The 23,132-nt window shown below is 71.7% G+C and carries 22 protein-coding genes, 1 tRNA gene and 1 pseudogene; 7 read left to right on the top strand and 17 right to left on the bottom strand.

The window, feature by feature from the left end; all coding sequences use genetic code 11:
• The 5 genes and pseudogenes from ADK86_RS44265 to ADK86_RS43690 form a co-directional block, all read right to left on the bottom strand.
• A pseudogene (locus ADK86_RS44265) lies at positions 1–434 on the bottom strand (hypothetical protein); the annotation flags it as partial.
• A gap of 188 nt (positions 435–622) precedes the next feature.
• On the bottom strand, positions 623–1,459 hold the full coding sequence (locus ADK86_RS06400; RefSeq protein WP_030602171.1) for an RNA polymerase sigma factor SigF: 837 nt from the start codon (positions 1,457–1,459) through the stop codon (positions 623–625).
• A 191-nt stretch (positions 1,460–1,650) separates the two neighbouring features.
• Positions 1,651–2,460, bottom strand: coding sequence for an RNA polymerase sigma factor SigF (locus ADK86_RS06395; protein WP_003984135.1), 810 nt, complete (start codon positions 2,458–2,460; stop codon positions 1,651–1,653).
• 185 nt (positions 2,461–2,645) lie between these two features.
• Complete coding sequence (locus tag ADK86_RS06390) at positions 2,646–2,939, bottom strand: Dabb family protein (RefSeq protein ID WP_003984134.1); 294 nt, start codon at positions 2,937–2,939, stop codon at positions 2,646–2,648.
• Positions 2,940–3,040: 101 nt separating this feature from the next.
• Positions 3,041–3,205 (bottom strand): hypothetical protein, encoded by a 165-nt coding sequence (locus tag ADK86_RS43690; protein WP_003984133.1) that lies wholly within the window; start codon positions 3,203–3,205, stop codon positions 3,041–3,043.
• A gap of 599 nt (positions 3,206–3,804) precedes the next feature.
• Between ADK86_RS43690 and ADK86_RS06385 the strand changes: the two genes are divergently transcribed.
• Both ADK86_RS06385 and ADK86_RS06380 read left to right on the top strand, forming a co-directional pair.
• Positions 3,805–4,194 carry an ArsR/SmtB family transcription factor gene (locus tag ADK86_RS06385; protein WP_043976922.1) on the top strand — a complete coding sequence of 130 codons (390 nt, stop codon included), beginning with the start codon at positions 3,805–3,807 and terminating at the stop codon, positions 4,192–4,194.
• Positions 4,178–7,090 carry a cation-transporting P-type ATPase gene (locus tag ADK86_RS06380; protein WP_053695701.1) on the top strand — a complete coding sequence of 971 codons (2,913 nt, stop codon included), beginning with the start codon at positions 4,178–4,180 and terminating at the stop codon, positions 7,088–7,090. Before ADK86_RS06385 ends, ADK86_RS06380 begins: the two co-directional genes overlap by 17 nt.
• Positions 7,091–7,154: 64 nt before the next feature.
• On the opposite strand, the gene ADK86_RS06375 is transcribed toward ADK86_RS06380, so the two are convergent.
• The gene (locus ADK86_RS06375) at positions 7,155–8,678 is read right to left on the bottom strand and encodes an LCP family protein (RefSeq protein ID WP_053695700.1); all 1,524 of its coding nucleotides are present in this window, start codon (positions 8,676–8,678) and stop codon (positions 7,155–7,157) included.
• Positions 8,679–8,833: 155 nt separating this feature from the next.
• Here ADK86_RS06375 and tatA point away from each other — a divergent pair, with 155 nt between their 5' ends.
• Both tatA and ADK86_RS06365 read left to right on the top strand, forming a co-directional pair.
• A complete protein-coding gene (gene tatA / locus ADK86_RS44260; protein ID WP_053695699.1) occupies positions 8,834–9,118 on the top strand; it encodes a Sec-independent protein translocase subunit TatA in 285 nt (94 codons plus the stop codon).
• Positions 9,119–9,182: 64 nt separating this feature from the next.
• Complete coding sequence (locus tag ADK86_RS06365; RefSeq protein WP_053695698.1) at positions 9,183–9,611, top strand: hypothetical protein; 429 nt, start codon at positions 9,183–9,185, stop codon at positions 9,609–9,611.
• Between the two features lie 260 nt (positions 9,612–9,871).
• Here the strand turns inward: ADK86_RS06365 and ADK86_RS06360 are convergent, their stop codons facing one another.
• Together ADK86_RS06360 and ADK86_RS06355 are read right to left on the bottom strand one after the other, a co-directional pair.
• Positions 9,872–10,753, bottom strand: a complete 882-nt coding sequence (locus ADK86_RS06360) for a phosphatidate cytidylyltransferase (protein ID WP_053695697.1) — start codon at positions 10,751–10,753, stop codon at positions 9,872–9,874.
• Positions 10,750–12,357, bottom strand: a complete 1,608-nt coding sequence (locus tag ADK86_RS06355; RefSeq protein WP_234345732.1) for an MFS transporter — start codon at positions 12,355–12,357, stop codon at positions 10,750–10,752. Before ADK86_RS06355 ends, ADK86_RS06360 begins: the two co-directional genes overlap by 4 nt.
• 81 nt (positions 12,358–12,438) lie before the next feature.
• Between ADK86_RS06355 and ADK86_RS06350 the strand changes: the two genes are divergently transcribed.
• The gene (locus ADK86_RS06350) at positions 12,439–13,356 is read left to right on the top strand and encodes a LysR family transcriptional regulator (RefSeq protein ID WP_053695696.1); all 918 of its coding nucleotides are present in this window, start codon (positions 12,439–12,441) and stop codon (positions 13,354–13,356) included.
• Between the two features lie 16 nt (positions 13,357–13,372).
• Here the strand turns inward: ADK86_RS06350 and ADK86_RS06345 are convergent, their stop codons facing one another.
• The 3 genes from ADK86_RS06345 to ADK86_RS06335 all read right to left on the bottom strand — a co-directional run bounded on the left by ADK86_RS06345 (position 13,373) and on the right by ADK86_RS06335 (position 17,207).
• Positions 13,373–14,992, bottom strand: coding sequence for an FAD-dependent oxidoreductase (locus ADK86_RS06345; protein WP_053695695.1), 1,620 nt, complete (start codon positions 14,990–14,992; stop codon positions 13,373–13,375).
• 160 nt (positions 14,993–15,152) lie between these two features.
• Entirely contained in the window at positions 15,153–16,115 is a 963-nt protein-coding gene (locus ADK86_RS06340) for a pirin family protein (RefSeq protein WP_053695694.1), read from the bottom strand.
• A gap of 78 nt (positions 16,116–16,193) precedes the next feature.
• The gene (locus ADK86_RS06335) at positions 16,194–17,207 is read right to left on the bottom strand and encodes a GlxA family transcriptional regulator (protein WP_053695693.1); all 1,014 of its coding nucleotides are present in this window, start codon (positions 17,205–17,207) and stop codon (positions 16,194–16,196) included.
• 118 nt (positions 17,208–17,325) lie between these two features.
• On the opposite strand from ADK86_RS06335, the gene ADK86_RS06330 reads away from it, so the two are divergent.
• Positions 17,326–18,273, top strand: a complete 948-nt coding sequence (locus ADK86_RS06330; RefSeq protein ID WP_053695692.1) for an alpha/beta hydrolase — start codon at positions 17,326–17,328, stop codon at positions 18,271–18,273.
• 116 nt (positions 18,274–18,389) lie between these two features.
• On the opposite strand, the gene ADK86_RS06325 is transcribed toward ADK86_RS06330, so the two are convergent.
• The 4 genes from ADK86_RS06325 to ADK86_RS06310 all read right to left on the bottom strand — a co-directional run bounded on the left by ADK86_RS06325 (position 18,390) and on the right by ADK86_RS06310 (position 20,110).
• Positions 18,390–18,476: transfer RNA gene (locus tag ADK86_RS06325), tRNA-Ser, on the bottom strand.
• Positions 18,477–18,544: 68 nt separating this feature from the next.
• Complete coding sequence (gene tadA / locus ADK86_RS06320) at positions 18,545–19,060, bottom strand: tRNA adenosine(34) deaminase TadA (RefSeq protein ID WP_053695691.1); 516 nt, start codon at positions 19,058–19,060, stop codon at positions 18,545–18,547.
• Between the two features lie 23 nt (positions 19,061–19,083).
• Entirely contained in the window at positions 19,084–19,644 is a 561-nt protein-coding gene (locus ADK86_RS06315; protein ID WP_234345731.1) for a hypothetical protein, read from the bottom strand.
• 178 nt (positions 19,645–19,822) lie between these two features.
• Positions 19,823–20,110, bottom strand: coding sequence for a hypothetical protein (locus ADK86_RS06310; protein ID WP_053695690.1), 288 nt, complete (start codon positions 20,108–20,110; stop codon positions 19,823–19,825).
• Positions 20,111–20,564: 454 nt separating this feature from the next.
• On the opposite strand from ADK86_RS06310, the gene upp reads away from it, so the two are divergent.
• Positions 20,565–21,200 (top strand): uracil phosphoribosyltransferase, encoded by a 636-nt coding sequence (gene upp, locus ADK86_RS06305; protein WP_003986292.1) that lies wholly within the window; start codon positions 20,565–20,567, stop codon positions 21,198–21,200.
• A 178-nt stretch (positions 21,201–21,378) separates the two neighbouring features.
• On the opposite strand, the gene ADK86_RS06300 is transcribed toward upp, so the two are convergent.
• Entirely contained in the window at positions 21,379–22,032 is a 654-nt protein-coding gene (locus ADK86_RS06300) for a LytR C-terminal domain-containing protein (RefSeq protein ID WP_053695689.1), read from the bottom strand.
• A gap of 132 nt (positions 22,033–22,164) precedes the next feature.
• Positions 22,165–22,461, bottom strand: a complete 297-nt coding sequence (locus ADK86_RS06295; RefSeq protein WP_003986294.1) for a type II toxin-antitoxin system VapB family antitoxin — start codon at positions 22,459–22,461, stop codon at positions 22,165–22,167.
• Positions 22,462–23,132: the final 671 nt, after the last annotated feature.

Here is a 23,132-nt window from a genome sequence, read left to right as displayed (position 1 = left end):
GGTTTGGGCTTGGGCTCCGGGGTGGGAGTGGGTGCCGGTGAGGACGGAGCGCCGGGTGGGGTGCCGTGCGGGGCGCTGGGCGGGCTGCCGGGTGCGGTCCCGCTCGGGGGTGCGGCGGGCCCTGCGCGGTGGCCGGGGGGCGACGGCGCGGGCGGAGTGCGCGTGGGGGTGGTGTCCGTACCCGTACGGATACCGGAGCCGGATTCGGGAGAGGGGGCGTCCTCGGAGGGCGAGTCGCCGCGCCGTCCCTCCGGCGTGGCGCCGTCCAACGGCGTCAGCGTGATGGCGTCGCCCGGCGGCACCGGCTTCGTCGGGGCGCGGCCGTCGGCCGGACCGGCGGCGCCCACCGCCGCGTGACCCCGGCCGTCGGCGGCGCAGGCGGAGAGCAGCGTGGCCAAGCACAGGGCGGCCGTGGGGAGAAGGGTGCGCGCCATGTGAGGGGCGCGAGCGGTACGGATGTGTGGGGCGCGGTGGGTCCGTCGCATCGGGCCAGTGTTGCTGACGGGTAGTCAGTTGCATAGGCCCGGTGCGCAGTGCGCAGTGTGGTGGTGCGCGAGGCGGTGGGTGGGGGTGCGGGGCCGGTCGGTCGGAGGCCGGGGCCGGTCCCTCGGGACCTGTGCGATCAGTCGGAGATCAGCCCTTCGCGGAGGGTCGCCAGCGTGCGTGTCAGCAGCCGGGAGACGTGCATCTGGGAGATGCCGACCTCCTCGCCGATCTGGGACTGCGTCATGTTGGCGAAGAAGCGCAGCATGATGATCTGACGTTCGCGCGGCGGGAGTTTGGCCAGCAGGGGCTTGAGGGACTCGCGGTACTCGACGCCTTCGAGGGCGCTGTCCTCGTAGCCGAGGCGGTCCGCGAGGGAGCCCTCGCCGCCGTCGTCCTCGGGGGAGGGGGAGTCGAGCGAGGAGGCGGTGTACGCGTTGCCGACCGCCAGGCCGTCGACCACGTCCTCCTCGGACACGCCGAGGCACTGGGCGAGTTCGGTGACGGTGGGGGAGCGGTCGAGTTTCTGGGCGAGTTCGTCGCTGGCCTTGGTGAGGGCCAGGCGCAGTTCCTGGAGCCGGCGCGGCACGCGTACCGACCAGGACGTGTCACGGAAGAACCGCTTGATCTCGCCAACCACGGTTGGCATCGCGAACGTGGGGAACTCCACGCCGCGTTCGCAATCGAAACGGTCGATGGCCTTGATCAGACCGATCGTGCCGACCTGGACGATGTCCTCCATCGGCTCGTTGCGGCTGCGGAAACGTGCCGCCGCGTAGCGCACCAATGGCAGGTTCAGCTCGATCAGTGTGTCGCGGACGTACGCCCGCTCGGCGCTGTCCGGGTCGAGCGTGGCCAGTCGCATGAAGAGGGAGCGGGAGAGCGTACGGGTGTTGAGCGCGTCGTCGTCGTGCGCGGGAGATGCCGGCGCGGGAATCGCGGGAAGCACCTTCGAGCTGCCCAGTTCTACGGACATGCCACCCCCTTGAGGTCGCGGTCGGGTCGCTGCGGTGCCCTCGGCCCGCGGCGGAACCGAGAACTTATGCCTCCACCTGAATACCGGAGGCGACGCCACGGCAAACGCGGTTCCTGCAGAATGTCACATGTCGGCAACACGCTGTAGCGCCAAGTCGACATATCCGTGCAGGACGGGGTCGCCCGTCCTGGTTAGGCTTCGATCCTGTTTGCGGACCGCAGTCGTGCGAAGCTCCGCGACAGTAGCCGGGACACGTGCATCTGCGACACCCCCAGCTCGGCACTGATCTGAGATTGCGTCAAGTTGCTGTAGTAACGGAGCAACAGGATCCGCTGCTCGCGCTCCGGGAGCTGGACGAGCAGATGCCGTACGAGGTCGCGGTGCTCGACCCCGGCCAGCTCGGGGTCCTCGTACCCGAGGCGGTCCAGCAGTCCCGGCAGCCCGTCGCCCTCCTGCGCGGCCTCCAGGGAGGTCGCGTGGTACGAGCGGCCCGCCTCCAGGCAGGCCAGCACCTCGTCCTCGCCGATCTTGAGCCGTTCGGCGATCTCGGCGGTGGTCGGCGACCGGCCGTGCAGTACGGTCAGGTCCTCCGTGGCGCCGTTGACCTGCACCCACAGCTCGTGGAGGCGGCGCGGCACGTGGACGGTGCGCACGTTGTCCCGGAAGTAGCGCTTGATCTCGCCGACCACGGTCGGCATGGCGAAGGTGGGGAACTGGACCCCGCGCCCGGGGTCGAACCGGTCGATGGCGTTGATCAGGCCGATGGTGCCGACCTGGACGACGTCCTCCATCGGCTCGTTGCGGCTGCGGAAACGTGCCGCCGCGTAGCGCACCAGCGGCAGGTTGGCCTCGATCAGGGCGGCGCGCACCCGGGCGTGCTCCGGTGTGCCCGGCTCCAGGCTCGACAGCTCGGCGAACAGCACCTGCGTGAGTGCCCGGGTGTCCGCGCTCCGGCTCTCGCGGGATGGCGCCTTGGGCGCAGTTCGGGCCGTCACGGTCACGCCACCCTTCTCAGTCCATCCATCCGGCAAAAGCGGTCATAGCAGGTCATAGCATCACAAGACATGTGCACTGTGTGCAAGCACCGCATAACGCCGTGTTGATCGCAGAGTTGGTCCCTCACCCGGGAACGCGAAAAGCCCCCCGCCCGTGAAGAGGGCGAGGGGCGCGCGGCCGGGGCCGCGGCTCAGAACTCGTAGTCGGCGATCACCCAGGTGGCGAACTCGCGCCACTGCCCGGCGGCGGCCTGATGGGCCGGGTGTTCGATATAGCGCTTGAGGGCGTCGGTGTCGGCCACGGCGGAGTTGACGGCGAAGTCGTACGCGATCGGCCGGTCCGTGATGTTCCAGGCGCACTCCCAGAACTCCAGCTCGGGAATCTGGTCGGCCAGCTCCTGGAACGCCTTCACCCCGGCCACGACGCGCGGCTCGTCGCGTTCGACGCCCTCGTCGAGCTTGAAAAGAACCAGGTGGCGTATCACTGGGCGGTCCTCCGTGCGTTCGTCGTGCGGGCCCGCGCCGTACGTCCCGTGGCGCCGGCCGCATCGCCGGGCACCCTGCGGGACCGGACCGGCCGGGCGCTCTACGAGACCAGCTGGGTCATGAACTCGCCGACGCCATGGGCGGCCGACGAAATGCCCTCGAACCCTATCTGGACGAGATCGGCGGCGCGCGCCGGAGACGTGATGATCGTGTACAGGACGAAGACGGCGACCACGTACAACGCGATCTTTTTCGCTTGCGCCATCCGACTGTCCCGTCTCCCCTACGGCAGCTCCCGCCCCGCCCTTCCCCGGTGCCGGGCGGGGTGAGTCTAACCACTTCCGCCACAGGGGTGGAGTCGGTGACGGCTACGGGGGTACCCGGGCGGGCTGGTGCCGGGCCGCGCCGGGGCGCGGTGCCGGTTGGGGCCTGTAGATCAGCTGATCAGGACTTTAAGGACCAAAGGCCCCTGGAGCGAGGTCTTTTGCCAGCGGCCCGCATGCGGCGGCCGGAGCAGGATGGTGGTGTGTCCGGCGAATCTGGCAGGAATTCGCCGGGCACGGGCCAGCGCCCCGCTGCGGGGTCCACGCCGCGGCTTCCCCCCTGACTGGCGGCGCGGACTTGGGGGCCCGGTCCACCATCGGGGGAAACGGCTTGTCCCCCCGATGCCGTTTCCCCCGACCAGACGACGGAGCCCCGGCTCCGGGCCTCCGGGCTCGGCGCCGGGGCTTTCGCCTGGGTTCCCAGGGTTCGCCCGACGCTTCGGGGCGCTACCGGGCGCACGCCCACACGGGGCGCCTTTCGTACGGGAACGCCCGGGGCCCGGCGCCTAGACTGGGCCCTTTCGGGGGCACGGGCCCGGCCATGGGCGGATGGAGAGCGGCTGTGACGAGTGGCGTCGAGGACGTGGCGGATCCGTCGGCCGAGGTGCTGACGGAGGCCGCGGCGACGTTCGGACTGCTGGCTTCGCCCGCGCGCCTGCACATCGTCTGGGTGCTGGCGGGCGGCGAGTGCGATGTCAGCGGGCTGGCGGAGCGGGTGGGCGGAGCGCTGCCCGCGGTGAGCCAGCACCTGGCGAAGCTGAAGCTGGCGGGGCTGGTGCGGTCGCGGCGGGAGGGCCGCCGCGTGGTGTACCTGGTCGACGACCCCGATGTGGTGTCGATGGTGCGGTGGCTGGTGGGGCAGCTGACCGACCGGGCGGGCGGGTCCGAAGGACCGGCGGTGCCGGGACGCGTCCGTGGCCTGGGCGCCTGAGAAGGTCGCGGGCTCCGCGGCCGCACGTACGGAGGGGGAGGCGGAGCCGGACGCGCACCTCGTACCACCGGCAGTACGGGCGGAGAGCGGCGCCGCCCTGCGGGACGCCCCCGGCCTGACGGCACTGGAAACCCTGCGCCTCCTGGAGAGCGGTCCGCGCGGCCTGACCGAGGCGCAGGCCGAGGAACGGCTGCTGCGGTACGGCGAGAACACGCTGCCCGAGCGGCGGCCGGCCGGTCGGCCCTGGCGCTTCGTCCACAGCCTGCGCGACCCGTTCACGACCGTACTGCTGTGTCTGGCGCTGGTCTCGGCCATCGTCGCGTCCTGGGGTACGGCGTGCGTGATCGCCGTACTGGTGGTGGTCAGCGCGGTGCTGCGGACCAGCGGCGAGTACCGGGCCGAGCGCTCCACGGCGGCGCTGCGCGAGCTGATCGCCACGACGGCGACGGTGCAGCGGCGGGCCCCGTCGGGCGGAGCCGCCCGGGAGATCCCGGTGGATCAGCTGGTGCCGGGCGATGTGATCCGCCTCGGCCCGGGCGACCTGGTCCCCGCCGACCTGCGACTGCTGCGCGCGAGCGGGCTGACGGTGCGGCAGGCGGCGCTGACGGGCGAGTCGGCGCCGGTGGCGAAGTATCCGGTGGACGCCCGGGAGGGCTCGGCGGCCGGTACGTACGACGGTCCCGGCCTCTTCGAACGCCCCGAGCTGTGCTTCCAGGGCAGCAGTGTCGCTTCCGGAAGCGCCACCGCGGTGGCGCTGGCCACCGGTGCGGAGACGCTGTTCGGCGGTGCGTACGGAAGGCCGGGCGGGCGGGGCGCCGGCCCCGGCGCGCCGGGCTCCCACCGGGTGTCCGGGCCCCGCAAGGCCCCGCGCCGCCCGCGCGAGAGCGCCTTCGACCGTTCGGTGAACGGGATCTCCTGGACCCTCATCCGCTTCATGCTGCTCACCCCGCCGCTGGTGCTGATGGCCAACGCGGCGCTGCGCGGGCGCGGCCTGGAGACGCTCCCGTTCGCCGTCGCGGTGGCGGTCGGGCTCACCCCCGAGATGCTGCCCGTCATCGTCACCACCGCGCTCGCCCGGGGCGCGGCGCTGCTCGCGCGCGGCGGCGAGGTGATCGTCAAGCGGCTGCCCGCGCTGCACGACCTCGGCGCGATCGATGTGCTGTGCACGGACAAGACCGGCACCCTCACCCAGGACCGCCCGGTCCTGGACCGCTCCCTCGCCCCGGACGGACGGCCCGCGCCCGAACCGCTGCACTGGGCGGCCGTCAACAGCCTGTGGACACTCCAGCTCGCCGAGCTGCCCACGCCGGACGCCCTCGACGAGGCGATCCTGGAGGCGGCCGAGGACGACTTCGACGAGCTGCTGGCGTACGAGGGCGTCGCCGCCCTGCCCTTCGACCCGGTACGCCGCACGTCGTGCGCGGTGATCCGTACGGACGCGGCGACGGTGGGCGGCGCCGGACCGCGGCTCGGCGTGCACACGCTCGTCGTCAAGGGCGCGCCCGAAGACGTGCTGGAACGTTGCGCCCGCGCCCGTGAAGACGGACGGGACACCGACCTGGACGACGCGGCCCGCGCGCGCCTGGCCCGGCTCGTCGCCGACCGGACGGCGGACGGGCTGCGGCTGCTGGCCGTCGCGGTCGCCGAACGGCCCGCCCGGCCGGGCCACGCGTACACCCCGGCGGACGAGCGCGGCCTGACCCTCGTCGGCTTCGTCGGCCTGCGCGACGCGCTCGCCCCGACCGCCGCCGCGGCCTGCGCGGGCCTCGCGCGGCGCGGCGTCGCCGTCAAGGTCCTCACCGGTGACCACCCGGGTACCGTCACCCACGTCTGCCGCGAACTCGGGCTCGACACCGGACCCGGCGCGGTGCTCACCGCCGACCGGATCGACGGCCTCACGGACGGCGAGCTGGCCCGCCTCGCCTCCCGTACGACGGCGTTCGCACGCTGCACGCCCGAGCACAAGGCGCGGATCGTGGGGGCGCTGCGGGCGGGGGACGGTACGGCGCGTACGGCCGCGGGGCGTAAGGCCGTGGACCGTACGGGCGCGGACCACGCGGCTGCGGACCGTACGGGCGCGGGCGCCCCGCCCCGTACCGTCGGATTCCTCGGCGACGGCGTCAACGACCTCCCCGCCCTGCACGCCTGTGACGTGGGCATCGCCCCGCGCGACGCGGTGCATGTGACGCGCGAGGCGGCCGACGTCGTGCTCGCCTCGAAAGACCTGAACGCCATCGACGGGGCGATCGTCGCGGGCCGCCGCAGCACCGCCAACATCGCCACGTATCTGCGCATCACCCTCTCCTCCAACCTCGGCAACGTCATCGCGATGCTCGGCGCCGGGCTGCTGCTGCCGTTCCTGCCGATGCTCCCGGCGCAGGTCCTGGTGCAGAACCTGTGCTTCGACGCGGTGCAGCTCGCGTTCGCCTTCGACCGGCCGGGCCCGGCCGCGCTGCGCCGGCCCGCGGTACTGCGCCCCGCCGACCTGCTCCGCTACATCACCGGTTTCGGCCTGCTCAACGCCGCCGCCGACCTGGCCACGTTCGGCGTGCTGGTGCTGGCGGTGCACGGCTCCGGGCACCCGGGCGGCCAGGACGCGTTCCACGCCGGGTGGTTCACGGAGAACCTGCTGACGCAGGCGCTGGTGATGTACCTGCTGCGCGCCGGACGCCACTCGGCGGAGGGCCGGGCACCGGGCCCGATCCGGGGCGCGGTCTGCGCGCTCGCCGTCATCGGCCTGCTGCTGCCACCGTCACCGCTCGGCCCGCTGCTGGGCATGTCGGCGCTGCCTCCCCTCTATTACGGGCTGCTGGCGGCCGTACTGGTGCTGTACGGGGCCGGGCTGGCGTGGGCCAAGAGGCGGTACGACGGGCGGGTGGCGGCGCCCCGGCCGTAGGGAGAGGACAGGGGCTCGGCCGTAGGGCAGCGTCAGGGCATCAGCCCTTGGGCAGCGACGGGCCTCAGCCGTACGACAGACCCGAGCAGATGTTGTCGTCCGCCGAGCGGGCCGAGTCGGCGATCTCCGACGACCCGGGCGAGGGGCCCGCACTCGGTGCGGAGGCGGCAGGGGACGCCAGGGTCGGCTCGGACGCGTACGTGCTGCCCAGAACGACCTTGACGCCCGCGGCGGCCGTCGGCACGAGCTGGGCGCCCCGGAACCGCGCCGCGACGGCCTTGGCCTCGGCCTCCTTGCCCGCGCCGTATTCGACGGTGGTGTTCGCGTGGTCCTGCGTGCGGGCGGTCGCCGTACCGGTGACGGTGAAGCCGGCGGACTTCAGCTGACTGGCGGCTCGGGCGGCCAGGCCGGTCGTGGTGGTGCCGTTGTAGACGGCGATGCTGATGCCCGCGGCGGCGCCGGTGTCCGTACCCGTACTCGTACTCATGGAAGGGGACAGCGACGGGCCCGGAGATCCTTGTGCCCCCGGCCCGCCCGCGTTCTTGCCGTCCAGCGTGCGGTCCGCCTTGATGTCCGCCCAGAGCGTGTCCGCCGCCGGGTGCACGATCGCGACCCGTTCGCCCTGGTAGCGCCACGGCAGCGTGATGAACTTGGTGTTGTGCAGGTCGATGTCCTTCAGCGACATCGCGAAGGAGAGCAGCTTGTCGGCCGAGTCCAGGCCCGGGTCGACGGTCATGGACCGGGTGGCGGCGTTGGCCAGCGGCAGCAGGGTGCCCGGGTTGAACCCCTGGTCCTTGACCTTCTTGATCAGCGAGCCGACGAACGCCTGCTGCCGCTGGATACGGCCGATGTCGGAGTTGTCGCCGATGCCGTGCCGGATGCGTACGTAATCGAGCGCCTGCTGACCGGATACGTTCTGCGGCCCCTTGGCGAAGATCCGCTGACCGCGGGAGCGGCGGTTCGGGTTCAGGTCGCCCTCGTAGATGTCCTTCGGCAGGCAGACCGGTACGCCGCCCACCGCGGACGTCATCTTCGAGAAGCCCTCGAAGTCGACGACGGTGTGGTCGACGCGTACGCCGGACAGTTTCTCCACCGTGTTCTGGGTGCAGGCCGGGTTGCCCTTGGCGCTCTCGCCGACCGAGAAGGCCGCGTTGAACATCGCGTTGTGCTGCGGCTTGGTCCACCTGCCGTCCGGCAGCCGGCACGGGGGTATCTCCACCAGGGTGTCGCGGGGTATGGAGACCGCGACCGCGTGCTTGCTGTCCCCGTATATGTGCAGCAGGAAGGCGGTGTCCGAGCGGCCCACGTCACCGTCGCCGCCACCCAGCGAGCTGTTGCCGCCCGACCGCGAGTCCGAGCCGATGACCAGGACGTTCTGCCCGCCGGCGCCCTCCGCCGGGCGCTGCGGGCTGACGCCGTCGGCACCGAAGGTGGTGATGTTCCCGTTGAGCTCGAAGTAGAACCAGCCCGCGCCCGCGGCGATCAGTACGAGCAGCGATACGGCCACGATCCCGGCCGTCCGCAGGGGGCGGCGCCGCCTGCCCCGTCCGGTGCTCCCGGCCACCGCCCGGTGACTGCTTGCTGTCATGTGTGTGCACCCTCACCTGCGCGGTTCTTGCCGAAGAAGACGGTCGTTCGAGCCAGTCAGTTGTACAGTTGCGCAATGTAGCAAGTTATAAATCCGGCAAGACGGCGCGGACCGGTGACCGCCGGCGGCGCGATGGAGGGAAAGGCGGGACGACGATGCTGCGGAACGGGCTGGAACCCTGGCACCTGCTGATCGTGGCCCTCGTGGTGATCCTGCTGTTCGGCTCGAAGAAGCTGCCGGACACGGCGCGGGCCCTGGGCAAGTCGCTGCGGATCCTCAAGAGCGAGACCAAGGCGATGAAGGACGAGAGCGGGGCGGCGAAGGACGAAACCGGGGCGGACGTGCGCACGGGTGTGGCGGTGGGCGAGCGTGCGCCGGGCGGCGCCGACGGGCGGACGGGCGCCGTGCAGCACACCGGCGGAGACGGCCGCCACCCATAATGGTGGGCGCGCGTCGCGATCAGCGCGCCGCACCCAGCACCAACCACGAGGGGAAAACGACCGGATGAGCACCGAGCGCAAGCCTTCCGAACACGCCGTACGCGCCGGCCGCGCCGCATGGTCGACGAGCAGTCGTATCACCGCAGTTGTCGTGGCCCTGCTGCTCGGCCTGATGGGCGCGGCGGGCACCGCGGCAGCGGCGTCGCCCGCGGCTCCGGCGGTCGCCCACATCGCCCACAGCGCTCAGCAGCAGACCGCCGGCGCCCCGGCCGCGCAGGCGGACGCCGCCCCGGCCTCCTTCCACCACCACGCGAAGGCCGCCTTCGGCTCCAAGGACAAGAAGGAGAAGAAGGAAAAGAAGAAGAAGGGCTTCTTCAAGAAGCTCGGCATCTTCCTCATCGTGCTCCTGATCGTCTTCATCGTCATCATCATCGTGGTGATCTGGCTGATCGTGCACTTCGTACGCAAGGCATTCCGCCGCCGCCGGAGCTGACGCTTCCGGTTATCTCTCAAGCCCTCGGCCCCTGTTCGCGAGTGATGGCTCGTGAACGGGGGCCGAGGGCTTTTTCCGCTCAGCCGAAAACGTCGCGGTCGGCCTGCAATACCCCCTCGAAATGGCTCACCTGGTCCAGGGCGACGGGGGGACCGGGGTCCGTATTGGGCGCAACGCGTCGTATCTGATCCCGGACACCATGAAGGTAATGGTCCGGCTTTCCAGCGGAAAGTCATGGAAGGGTTGGGCAAGTTTTGTTTTCAACGGGCGGGGCCGAGCACGGCCCAGGCCGCGACCATGGCCGGAAGGAGGGAATCCAGCCGGTCCATCAGGCCGCCGTGGCCCGGCAGCAGAGTGCTCATGTCCTTGATGCCCAGGTCCCGTTTCACCGCGGACTCGACGAGGTCTCCGGCCACGGCCGCCACGGCGATCAGCGCACCGAAGAGCGCTCCCTGCCACCATGGCGCCCGGACCACCCGTCCCAGTGCGGCGATGCCGACGGCGGTGGCCGCCGAGAGTGAGCCGGCGAGGCCCTCCCAGCTCTTCCTGGGGCTGATGGCCGGCGCCATGGGGTGGCGGCCGAGCAAGGAGCCGGTTGCATAGCCGGCGGTGTCGGTGGCCACCACGCATGCGATCACCGCCAGTACGAGCAGCGTGCCGTGCGGCTTCCGGACCAGGAGGACCGCGCAGCACGTCGGCAGCGCCAGATAGCCGAGCAGCAGCACGGACGCTGCCGCGTTCCGTAGGTAGCCTGCCGTACCGTGCGCCAGGTGCCAGGCCAGGCAGATGAGTACGGCGGCGGCGGTGACCCGTACCAGTGCGCCGTCGCCGAAGTACCAACCGGTCCACACCATCAGCTGCGTACCGAGGTGGACCGGTAAGAGTGCCACCCGTAGACCGGACTGCCGCGGCCGACGGCCCAGTTCGGCGATCGCCACCACGGCTCCCACCGCTGCCAGGACGGCGAACGCCAGGGGTCCGGTGATCAGCGCACCGCATGCGGCGGCCGCCAGCAGGATGCCGACCAACACCGCACGGCCCAGGTCACGTCCGCCGCGCGAGGATGCCGTGCCGCCTTCGGTGTCCGTGGAAGACGGTGTGTCCTGGCTCCTGGGCGCGCGGTCGCGTTCCGTGACGTTCACGTGGACTCCCGCTCGTTCCGCGGGGTGTCGGCAGCGGCCGGGTGGGTCGGGCTGTCCGCAGAGCTGTTGCGCCTGCCGAACAGTACGGCCGCCGCGGCCACGGCGACGATCACCGCGACGACCCGGTACGCGATGGCCATCGCGTCGGTGAAAGCCGTTACAGCGGCGGCGTGCTGGACGGCTCCCAGGCGCTCCGCCGCGGACATCGCGTCCGATGCCGAGTGCGCGTAGGGCGCGACGGGGGCCGCGAGCCGGGCGGTGAACCCGGCGGTGAGCACCGTGCCGACCACCGCGACGCCGATGGCGCTGCCGAGTTCGCGCGCGGTGCTGTTCAGCGCGGAGCCCACGCCGCTGCGGCTCTTGGGCAGCGCACCCACGATTGCGCTGGACAGGGGCGGGGTGGCGAGCCCCATGCCGGACGCCATGACGAGCAGGTCGATGACGTAGACCCAGTAGGGCGTGTGGGCGCTCGACAGGGAAAGCAGCAGGAGTCCGGCGACGATGAGGGCCATGCCGAGGGCCACGACCCGGCGCGCCCCCCATCGCCTGGCCAGCTGGGCCGCCCGCGGGGAGACGAACTTCATGCAGAGGCCCTGCGGCAGGATGGCGAGACCGGTGGTCAGCGCGCTGAACCCCTTGGCGTACTGCAGGTACTGGGCATTGAGGTAGAAGAGGCTGAACATACCGAGGAAGGCGGCCGCCACACCGAGTGTCCCGGTACGGACGGCCCGCAGCCGGAACAGCCGTGGGTCGACCAAGGGAGCGTCGGTGTGCAGCGCGTGGGCGACGAAGGCCGCTCCCGCGATGACGGCGACGGCGAAGCCGGTGAGCACGGGCACCGAGGTCCAGCCCATGTCCCGTCCCTCGACCAGGCCGAACAGCAGGGCGGTGAGCGTGGCGACGAGCAGCCCGGTGCCGATCGGATCGAGGCGTGCGGCATGCCGCTCGGTGGCCGGTGCGTACCGGGCCGCGAGCACCGCGAGCACCACGGAGACCGGGACGAAGAGCGCGAAGAACACGGGCCAGGAGAAGAACTGGAGGGTGCCGCCGGCCACGACGTTGCCCAGCATGCCGCCCAGGCCCGTGGCGCCTGACCAGGCGCCGACCGCTTGACCACGCTTGGGGGGCGGTGTCACCGCGAGCGACAGGGCGAGCGTGGCGGGCATGACCAACGCGGCCCCCAGCCCGGAGACCGCGCGGCAGGCGAGCAGCACCGGGACGTTCGGCGCCAGTGCGCAGCCCAGGCAGCCCAGTGCGAAGACGGCCAGTCCCGCGATGAGTACGGGTTTGCGGCCCCAGCGATCGCCCAGCGCACCGGCCGGTATGAGAAGGGCCGCGAAGACGAGCACGTACAGGTCCACGATCCACACGGTCTGGGTCGCCGACGGGTGCAGCGCACTGGCGGAAAGCTGGGGGAGGGCCAGATTGACGCCGGACACCATGGCCTGGACTGCCATGACGGCGGCGTGCATCAGACGCGGAACGCCGCCCTGGCCCATGCTGCCGGGCGGCCGGCCTCCGTCCCGGCCGGCGCGGCGGCCGTGGTCGCCGGACGTCCCACCGGCCGTGTGGCTGGCGGCTGTTGCTGCGCTGTGCGCGGTCATGTCCTTCCTTTCTCGCTGCTGGTGGTGACGACCGTAGAAATGCGGTGGGATAACTTCAAATGCAAGTGAGTGATAAATAGAATGCGTCTCGTGCATGCAAAAATGGATTTCAACCTTTTAGTGGCACTCGACGCCCTGCTGGACGAGTGCTCGGTCACCGCCGCGGCCGAGCGGCTGCATGTTTCCGAACCGGCCATGAGCCGCACGCTGGGACGGATACGCAAGGCGGTCGGCGATCCGGTCCTGGTACGCGCCGGACACACCATGCAGCCGACACCGCGCGCCGTGGCGATGCGGAGCGAGGTGCGCGAGCTGGTACGGCGGGCCCGGAAGGTGCTCGCGCCGGCCGGAGAGCTGGACCTGACCTCGCTGGAATGCACCTATACCGTCACCGCCAACGACGCGATGGTCACCTCGGTCGGTGACCACCTCGTCTCCTGTGTGGAGAACGAAGCGCCCGGAGTGACCCTGCGCTTCCTCGCGGAACCGCCCGGGGACCACTCCGGGCTGCGGGAAGGCAGCACCGACCTCGAAATGGGCGTCCTGGGCCCGGCGGCGCCCGAGGTCCGCACCGAAGCGCTGGCCACGGACCATCACGTACTGGTCATGCGCCCGGACCACGACCTCGCCCAGGGCGAGGTGACGGCCGAGCGGGTGGCCGGGGCCCGGCACATCACGACGTCCCGGCGTGGCCGGCTGACCGGCCCGCTCGATGAAGCGCTGGCCGGGCTCGGCCTGGGCCGGCGCATCACCGTGTCCGCACCGACCTTCGCCGCCACCTTGCTGCTCCTGGTCAACCGCCACGACGTGGTGGGGCTCATTCCCTGGCGGCAGTACCGGCGCAGCGTGCAGGCGCTCGGCCTGGTCACCAGGGAACTCCCCCTGGAACTCCCCCCGGTGGAGCTGTCCTTGGCCTGGCACCCCCGCGACGACGCCGATCCGGCCCATGCCTGGCTGCGGGCACGCGTACGGGATTCCGTACGGTCGGTGCTGTCATAACGGGGCAGGCCCGGGGCTACACGGTGGCGCCGAACCACCGCCGCAGCGCATCGAGCAGCGACACCTGCGCGGACCCGTCACCGGGCGTACCGGCCCAGGCGACGCACCCGTCCGGCCGCAGCAACAGGGCGCCGGCGGCCTGGAGTTCCGCGTACGACGCCGCTTCCGTGCCGCCGACATCGAGTCCAGTGGTGTCGGGCACCACCCGTACGGTGTCCACGTGCTGGGACCACCCCACAGGGGGCGCGCCGGTGAGGTCGAGCAGCAGCCCACGCCCACCGCGCATCAACTCCGCGACATCCGTGGCCAGACCTGTCTCCTCGGGGCCGGTTCCCCGGGGGCCGCGCTCGCGCAGCAGAAGCTTCCAGTTCGGGCGCAAAGTCCCCACCAACGGGTGCTCGTCACCCAGGTCATAGCGCTCGTCCAGACCGGTCAGCAGGTTCCACAGGTGCTCGTTGACCTCGCCGAAGCGCATCAGGCGGGCGAACAGGTCGCGCAGCGCGCCGGTCTGGGCGTCGGGCCGCATCAGAGCGGTCTGTGCCCGTGTGCTGTCCATGAGCCGGCGTCCGGCCGGGTGGCGCTCGGCGGCATACGAATCCAGCAGGCCGTCCGGCGCCCGGCCCGCGACGGCTGCCCCCAGCTTCCAGCCGAGGTTCACCGCGTCCAGCAGGCCGACGTTGAGGCCCTGGGCACCGAAAGGAGGGTGGACGTGCGCGGCGTCACCGGCCAGGAACACCCGGCCCCGGCGGTATTCGGCGGCCTGCCGGGCGTTGTCGGTGAAGCGCGTCGGTGCCTTGACGGACAGCAGCTCGACGTCGACGCCGCTGGTGCGGCGCATGCTGTCCTGCATCTCGGCCAGGCTGACCGGCTCGTCCTTGGCGGCGGGCGGGCCGGTGAACTCGACGGTGAACACCCGGTTCACCCCGAGTCCGTAGGCGAGCATGCCCTGGTCGGTGCGGTGCCACCCCAGGCGAAGGGCGGCGGGGTCGGCGAGTTCCACGGCAGCCTGCCGCCCGGTGAGCGTCGCGCCGGTGCCCACGAAATCGATGCCGAGGAGTTTGCGTACGCTGCTGTGGCCGCCGTCGCACCCCACTAGGAACGTGCAACGGATTTCCAACCGACCGCCGGGCGACCGGACCGACGCGGTCACACCGTCGCCGTCCTGACGTAATCCGGTCAGTTCGTGCTCACGACGGATATCGGCTCCCAGACGCCGCGCGTGATCGACCAGAATGCGTTCGAGGGCCCGCTGGTCAACCGCCATACGCCGGCGTTGTGAACCCTTCACACGCGCCGGTTCGAGATATTCGAGCCCCGTGAAATGATTGGTCGGTCCGCACCGTACGGCGCTCTTGGGCAGCAGGGCGGGGTCCGGCACCCCCGCAGCCGCGGCCGCAGTCCTCCTGGCCTGCCGGAATCGTTCCTGTTCGACCTCGGCGAGTTGCCCGCGCAGCCCCCGCCGCTCCAGCGCCTCGACCGTCAGCGGTCCGAGAACGCCTGCCTTGGCCGTGGTGTCGACCTCGGAACGGCGCTCCACGAGCAGTACCGACGAGCCCGCCGTGCGCAATTCCGCGGCGAGCAGCAACCCGACCGGCCCGCCACCGACCACCACCACGTCGAAGAAAGAATCGTCCACTACGGCAACTTCCGAGAACTGGTCCGTAACAGAAAACGGGCTCCCCTCCGGGGGTAAAGGGGGGCGGCGCATTCATCGGCCGCTGCTATTCCGGATCTTTTTGCGGTTGCCGTTTCGGGCGGCCGGTCGTGGGAGGCCGGCCCCCGTGACGGGCACCGGATCAGCGCACCCGGCCGCGCGGCTTCAGGGCCACCGTGGGAAGTTCGGGGGCAGGCAGCCGGTCACCGTCGTAACCACGCACCTCGCCGAACCGGTTGCCGGTCATCCAGTCGCTGCGGGCCTGCTCGATGTCTTCATGCGAACGCCCCACGAAATTCCACCACATGACGATCTCCTCCTCGAACGGCGTGCCGCCGAGCAGGACCGTCCGGGCGGGGCTGTCCGACGCGTTCGTGAGGGTCAGGGTGTCGCGGCCGGGGCAGACGTAACCCAGCTCGGCCGGGCGCAGCAGGGTGCCGGCCAGGCGGACGGGCCCTTGGTCGACGAGCAGGCCGTGTTCGAAGGCGGGGTCCACGGCGAGGGTGACCGTCGCGCGCGGCGCGAGGACGATCTCGGCGCCGAGGAGCGGGGTGAAGGCCGGCACCGGCGAGGTCACGCCCGCGAGCGTGCCCAGGAACACGCTGATCCCGGCCCCGTCGTCCTGTACGGGGCGCGGCACATGGTGCCGGAAGTCGGGCTCTGTGAGCCGGCGTTCCGCGGGCAGCGCCACCCACAGCTGCACCCCGTGCAGCACGGTGGTCCGCCCGGTCGACACCTCGGAGTGGCTGATCCCGCGGCCGCCCGTCATGAGGTTCAGCTCGCCCGGCCGTACGTACGCGTGGGTGCCGAGGCTGTCGCGGTGCTCGATCTCCCCGCTGAACAGCCAGCTCACCGTCTGCAACCCGGTGTGCGGGTGCGGCGCGACGTCCATGCCACCCGTCGTGGCGACATCATCCGGCCCGTAATGATCCGCGAAGCACCAGGCGCCGATGAGCGTACGGGAGCGCTGCGGCAGCGTACGGCGCACGGTCATGGCCCGCGGCCCGCCCAACGGCACGTCGCGCGGCGCGAGCACCTCGACCTCGGGCACCTGCTCGCCCGGGGCGCAGCGCAACTCGGCGGGTTTCACTTCGACGTTGCTCATTGCGGCGTCGCCTTCTCGTGGAGGTAGTTGCGAGTTCAACATACAGCGAGGGTGCCGCCCCCGCTCTCCCTCCTTCCCCTACGCGCCGGCCGACCGGAAAGCCCGCCGATAGGCGGACGGCGTGGTATTCAGCGCGGCCCGCATATGCTGGCGCAGATTCGTCCCGCTGCCCATGCCGGTTTTCGCGGCGATGTCGTCCACGGGCAGCTCCGTCGATTCCAGTAGATGGCGAGCGTGCCGCAGGCGGGCGGCGGCGGACCATTCGGCCGGGGACAGACCCGTTTCCTGCCGGAAGCGCCTGGTGAACGTCCGGACGCTCATGTGGCAGTGCGCCGCGAGGTCTTTGAGCGACAGCCGCCGTTCCAGATGCTCCGTCATCAGCGCCCGCGCCCCGGCCGTCGACATGCCCGCGTCCTCCGGTACCGGGCGGTCGATGTACTGCGCCTGCCCACCCTCCCGCATCGGCGCCACGACGTTGTACCGGGCTATCCGGTTGGCCACCGAGCTTCCATGGTCTTCCCGGATCAGATGCAGGCACAGGTCGATGGCCGCCGCACCGCCGGCGGACGTCAGCACCCCGCGATCGGCCACGTACAGCGGATCGATGTCGAGGTCGACCGCGGGGAACAGCCGCCTGAACTGATCGGCGTACCGCCAGTGCGTCGCCGCCCGGTGCCCCTCCAGCAGCCCGGCGGCCGCGAGCACGAACGCCCCCGTGCACAGGGACACCATCCGGGCCCGGCGCCGGGCCGCCCGCAACGCCTCCGCGATACGGGCGTCCAGCACCCCGTCGTCGAGCACGTCCGGGCAGCGGGTGCCCGCGACGATCACGGTGTCGGCGTGTTCCAGCAGGGACAGGTCCCCGTGGGGCGTGACGCCGTACCCGTTCACCGTCGCGACCGCGGAGCCGTCCGGCGTGGCGGTCCGTACGTCATATGCCGCCCCGCCCGACTGCGAGTCGACCATGGCGAGCATCTGGGCCGGGATGCTCAGGTCGAAGGCGACCACCGGCGCGAGGGCGAGCACCACGACCTGGTGGGGAGCCCGGCGAGGGGCCTGGTGAGCGGCTTGCTGGGAGGCGGCGGCAGTCATGGCCCGATAGTTGCACATAGTGGCCCCCGGGCCACTTCTGTTGCTCCCACGGACTGGCGAAACTCATGGCAGTTCCGCACTCCCCCCAACTCCCGCGTACGAAAGGCGGCGGCCAGCCATGTCCGTTCCCCCGGTCGACACCGAGATCCAGTCCCTGTTGGAAACGTCCGACACCGGCGTCTTCCCCGTCCACGGCCTGGCTTCCGTACTGGCCAATCCCGAGAAGTACCAGCTTCTGCGGGAGCGCCCCGACACGACTGCCGACGACCGGGCCAAGGTCGAGGACCTGTTCATCCCCGGGCCCGGCGGGCAGCTGCGTCTGCGCGCCTACCGCCCGGTCGCGCCCGCGACGGGCGACGTGCTGCCGGTCGTCCTCTACCTGCACGGCGGCGCCTTTACGTACGGCTCTCCCGAAGCCGAGGAGGACCACGCTCTGCGGTACGCCCTGGACGCCGAGGCCGTCGTCGTCTCCGTCGACTACCGCCTCGCACCCGAGCACCCGTACCCGGCCGCGGCCGACGACGCCTACGAGGCCCTGACCTGGCTCGCCCAACACGCGGCCCAAATCGGCGGCGACGCCGGCCGCATCGCCGTCGCGGGAGTGAGCGCCGGAGGAAACCTCGCGGCCTCCACCGCCCTGCGCGCCCGCGATCTCGGCGGGCCGAAGATGGCCCTCCAGTTGCTGATGTACCCCACCGTGGACGGCAGCACGACAAGTGCCTCCGGACGCGAATACACCAACACGCCGATCCTCGACCGGGACGCGACCAGGCTCGCCTGGCGCCACTACGTCGGAGACCGTGACCTGGAAACCTACGCTTCCCCGGCACAGGCCCCCGACCTCAGCGACCTGCCGCCCGCCTTCATAGTCGTGGCCGAGGTGGACCCGCTACGCGACGAGGGCCGCCGATACGCCGAACGCCTCAGCGCCGCCGGCGTCACCACGGAACTGATCCAGGTGCCGGGCGCGGTGCATGGGTTTGACGTGCTGTTTCCGACGGCTCGTATCAGTGAGCGCAACCTGGCGGATCAGGTGCGGGCGTTGCGGGATGCGCTTCATTCCTGAAGGGCCTGAGCTTCAGCTGGTGCACCGCTTGAAGCATCACCTGGCACTGCCTGGTGCTCCGCCGTGCAAAAACACCCCCCTGACCGCGTCTCCGCAGATCAGGGGGGTGTTACAAGCGGTAGCGGTGGGATTTGAACCCACGGAGGAGTTGCCCCCTCACGCGCTTTCGAGGCGCGCTCCTTCGGCCGCTCGGACACGCTACCGAGAGGAACTCTAGCCCACGGGGGGCCGTACGCCGAAATCGGTATCCGGGGGAGTGGGTGTGGAGGGGTCAGCGGGAGCGGAAGAAGGTGGTCAGGAGGGTGGCGCAGGGGGCGGCGAGGACGCCGGTGATCACTTCGGGGCGGTGGTTGAGGCGGCGGTCGCGTACGACGTCCCAGAGGGAGCCGACGGCGCCCGCCTTCTCGTCGGCCGCCCCGTAGACGACGCGGTCGAGGCGGGACAGGACGATGGTGCCCGCGCACATCGTGCACGGCTCCAGGGTGACGACGAGCGTGCAGCCGGTCAGCCGCCATGAGCCGACCGTGCGGGCGGCTTCCCGGATGGCGAGCACTTCGGCGTGGGCGGTGGGGTCACCGGTCGCCTCGCGCTCGTTGCGGCCGGTGCCGATCACCGTGCCGTCCGGGGACAGCACGACGGCGCCCACCGGGACGTCACCGGTCCCGGGGGCGAGGGCGGCCTCGTCCAGCGCCTGTCGCATCGCGGCGGTCCAGGGATCGCGCAGTGGGTCGGGCGCCGGGGTGTGGAGCGACGAGGCGGGAAGGGGGCCGGGCACGGGGGCGGTCATGCCCCCAGTGTCCGTGACGGGCGTTACCTGACGGCCTCCAGGACGTCCGTGCAGCCGAGGGCGTCGGCGATCTCGGACAGCGCGTCGGTGTCGAGGGCGAGCAGCTCCTTGCCGCCGATGCCCAGGTCGGCCAGCAGGTCCGGGTCGCCGAGCGGGCCGTGCGGTACGACGGGTGTGTCGCCGGCCGTAGCCGTCTCGTCCCCGCCTCCGCCGTCCGCCGGGTCGGGTTCGCCGTCCTCCGTACCGTCCAGGTCGAGGCTGTCGAGGTCGTCGGTGCCGTCCTCGTCGCGGCCGAGCAGTTCGTCGGTGAGCATCGCACCGTACGAGCTGCGGGCAGCGGCGGCGGCGTTCGAGATGAAGATCCGCGGATCGTCCTCGCCGTCCACGCGGACGACGCCGAACCACGTGCCTTCCTGCTCGATGTATGCCACCACCGTGTCGTCGTCGACCGCTGCCTCACGGGCCAGGTCGGCCAGATCGGTCAGGGTCTCCACATTGTCGAGCTCCGTGTCGCTCGCTTCCCACCCGTCTTCGGTGCGCGCGAGCAGTGCGGCGAAGTACACCGTGACTCTCCCACTGGTCATAGGCGTGCCGGGCCGGACGGGGCGACGCCTTCGCGCCGCAGGTCCCCGCCCATCGGAATCGTGGCAGAAACAACGCGATTGCGCGGGGTCTTCGGCGTTGCGTCGTGCGGCCGTTCCGAGAGATGTGGCTCACGTCGGGTGGGGCGGAAGGTTCTGATGGGGCGAAAGAGGCGTTCGGCTACCAGCGGAACGTGCGCATTCTCATGGCCTGACGCATCCGGGCCGCCCGGGCGCGGCGCGGCTGGACGCGGTCGCGCAGCTCCTTGGCCTCGTTGAGATCGCGGAGGAACTGGGCGCGCCGCCGTCGGCGCGCCGCGTCGTTCTCCCCGCCGGTGGCGAGGCCGTCGGGTTCGGGGGGTTCGGAGGGCTCGGGAGGGTCGCAGGGCTCGGGAGGGGCGGAGGACTCGGTGGGGTCGTGGGTGGGGGCTGAGGCGGGGTTCGGCGGAGGGGGCGCCGGTGATTGCATACGATCGCGGGCGCCTCGGCGCGCTCTGCCGGTACGGCGGCGGCTCGCGTTTCCGCTCACGTTCCCGCCCGCGTTCCCGCTCACGTTCCCGCCCATGCTCGTACCGGCGCCCCCCGCATCCCTGGCCGCGTTCGTACCGGCGTTCGCCCCCGCGTACCCGTCCGCGCCCCCGCTCCCACGTACGGCTTCACCCGCGCCGCCACCAGCGCGTCCGCCGCCCCCCGCGCCTCCAGCGCCACGGACGCTTCCGCTTCCGCTCCCATTCCCGTCTGGCACGCCGTACACCGCCCTGGGACGAGGTCCATGCCCGGCGCCGGTGCGACAGACCGGGCGTTTGTGCCCACTTTCCCCCGGACCGGTGGTTCGATGCCAGCGCGGGCGGAATCCGTGCCCGGCCCGCCCGGCGCCCACGGGGCGGGCGCCGCCGCTCCTGACCTCGGCTAGTGTCGATGTCATGCGGATCCACGTCGTCGACCACCCGCTGGTGGCGCACAAACTCACTACCCTGCGCGACAAGCGCACCGATTCCCCGACCTTCCGGCGCCTCGCCGACGAGCTGGTCACCCTGCTCGCGTACGAGGCGACCCGCGATGTGCGGACCGAGCAGGTCGACATCGACACCCCGGTGACGGCGACCACCGGAGTGCGGCTGTCCCACCCCCGCCCGCTGGTCGTGCCGATCCTGCGCGCCGGGCTGGGCATGCTGGACGGCATGGTCCGGCTGCTGCCCACGGCCGAGGTCGGCTTCATGGGCATGGTCCGCAACGAGGAGACGTACGAGGCCCACACGTACGCCACGCGCATGCCGGACGATCTCTCCGGCCGCCAGGTATACGTGGTGGACCCGATGCTGGCCACCGGCGGCACGCTGGTCGCGGCGATCCGCGAGCTGATCAACCGCGGTGCGGACGACGTCACCGCGATCTGCCTGCTGGCCGCGCCCGAGGGCGTCGAGGTCATGGAGCGCGAGCTGGCCGGCGCGCCGGTGACGGTCGTCACGGCGGCCGTGGACGAGTGCCTGAACCCCGACCGCTACATCGTCCCCGGCCTGGGCGACGCGGGCGACCGGATGTACGGCACGGCGGGCTAGGAGGGCTTCGGTCCGGCGGGCCGGGAGGGCTCCTCCTTCGGCCCGCGCGGCGGGCTGGTCAGGCTTCGGGGTCGGTCGGCCGTACGGCACGGGTCGCGGCCCCGCCCCGGGGTTCAGTGGCCTCCGCCCCAGGGCTCAGCGGCCCACTCCGGGGCGCCCGCCCCCGCCCCCGGCCCGCTCAGCTCCGGCAGCCCGGTGCCGTCTTCGACGGCGCCGTCAGCGCGGTGAGCGACTTCTGGGCGGCGGCCGGTTCGGCCAGGGCCTTGAACGTGTCGCCGATGATCAGGTCGACGTCCCCGGTCTTACGGGTGTCCGTCTTGGACTCCGCGCCTTCGAGCTGCGTACCCAGCACCTTCCGGGCGCCGTCGGACGTCGTCTGCGCGCCCAGGAGTACGCCCGCGCCCTTGACCTTCTTGTCGTAGGCGGGCGGCGCGTTGCCCACCTTGCCGACCTTGAAGCCGCGCTTCTTCAGCTCGTCGGCGGTCGATTTGGCCAGGCCGCCGCGTGCCGTCGCGTTGAGGATGTTGACGGTGACGTCGGCGGGCTTGGGCAGCGGCTTGCCCGTACCTGACGACGCCCCCGTACGGGCCTGCTGCGCGCCGTCCGGCGGGCATTTCTTCTTGTCCTGCGCGGCCTGGGCCGTGCCGCCCTTGCCGCCGAAGACATCGATGAGCTGCAACGTGCCCCACCCGGCCAGGGCGAGGGCGCAGACGGCGGCAGTGATCACCAGAGTGATCCGCCGACGGTGACGGGGACGGCGCATCCGCGGATACCTGTCGCCCGTGATGCGGTACTTCTTACCGCCCATGCCGGGGGGCGTCAGCATGCTCATGTCCGCAGCGTAGTGCGACGCAGGGGCCATGCCTACTAAATGATCAATGCGTGGCGGGAGACCTCACCCGAAAGGGCCAATACGTTCCGCCGAACAGGGGGCGGGGCCGTGTCGGGCGGGCTCCGGCGGGGGTCAGCCCAGTTCCAGGACGCGGGCGTGCAGCACCTGGCGTTGCTGGAGGGCCGCGCGCACGGCGCGGTGCAGCCCGTCTTCCAGGTAGAGGTCGCCCTGCCACTTCACGACGTGCGCGAAGAGGTCGCCGTAGAAGGTGGAGTCCTCGGCGAGCAGCGTCTCCAGGTCGAGCTGCTGCTTGGTCGTCACCAACTGGTCAAGGCGTACCGGGCGAGGGGCAACATCCGCCCACTGGCGGGTGCTCTCCCGGCCGTGGTCCGGGTACGGCCGCCCATTTCCGATGCGCTTGAAGATCACACGGAAAGCCTACCGGGCCACCGGCTCCGGGCGCAGCCATGCGGACGGAGTGCGAAGACGACAAAGGGTGGCAATTCCGGAGCGCGGTGCCCGGGAGACGGGCGCGGGAGCGGGGTACGGAGGGTGGCGCGCAACCCGTGCGGCCACGGTGGGCGGAGGGTGGCCGCGGCCCGGGGCAGCCGGGCGGCGGCGGGGAAAAGTGGCGCAACGTACGCCCGAGGACGGCCGGAAATGAGCGCTGGACGGGTTGCGGAACCCGGAACGGACGGGGGAACGGCGCTGTGCGGCGATTCCCGTCGGCACGGCAAAGAGTGCCGAATTCCGCAAAGCCTGTGAATTGTGTGGTGGGGGCGAATTCCGCACGAACTTCGACACGAACGAGGTACGGCTCGTCGCGCCGGGCGGGGATGGGCGGCGGGGGGTGGTACGCGGTTCCCCTGCCCGCACCATCAGCGGTCCGGCGCGGTGGACGGCACGGGCGCCCGGCTGGGCATGTCCGCTCCGGGGCGTTCGCGTACATCGGAGGGCGATGCGGTGGCCCCCTGCCGTTGTGCGCTCTTCCGTCCGGAGTCCACGGCCGTATCGCCGGTACGCGGGCCCGGGGACCGGCCGGCGCGCTGGGCGGTGGGGTCGGAAGGGGCGGAGGGGGTGGTGGGGGGCTTTGGGGAGTG

It is taken from the genome of Streptomyces sp. NRRL F-5755 (assembly GCF_001279365.1).
GTDB lineage: Bacteria > Actinomycetota > Actinomycetes > Streptomycetales > Streptomycetaceae > Streptomyces > Streptomyces rimosus.
The sequence above is the reverse complement of the archived record's forward strand: the minus strand, read 5'-3'. Positions and strand labels throughout refer to the sequence as shown.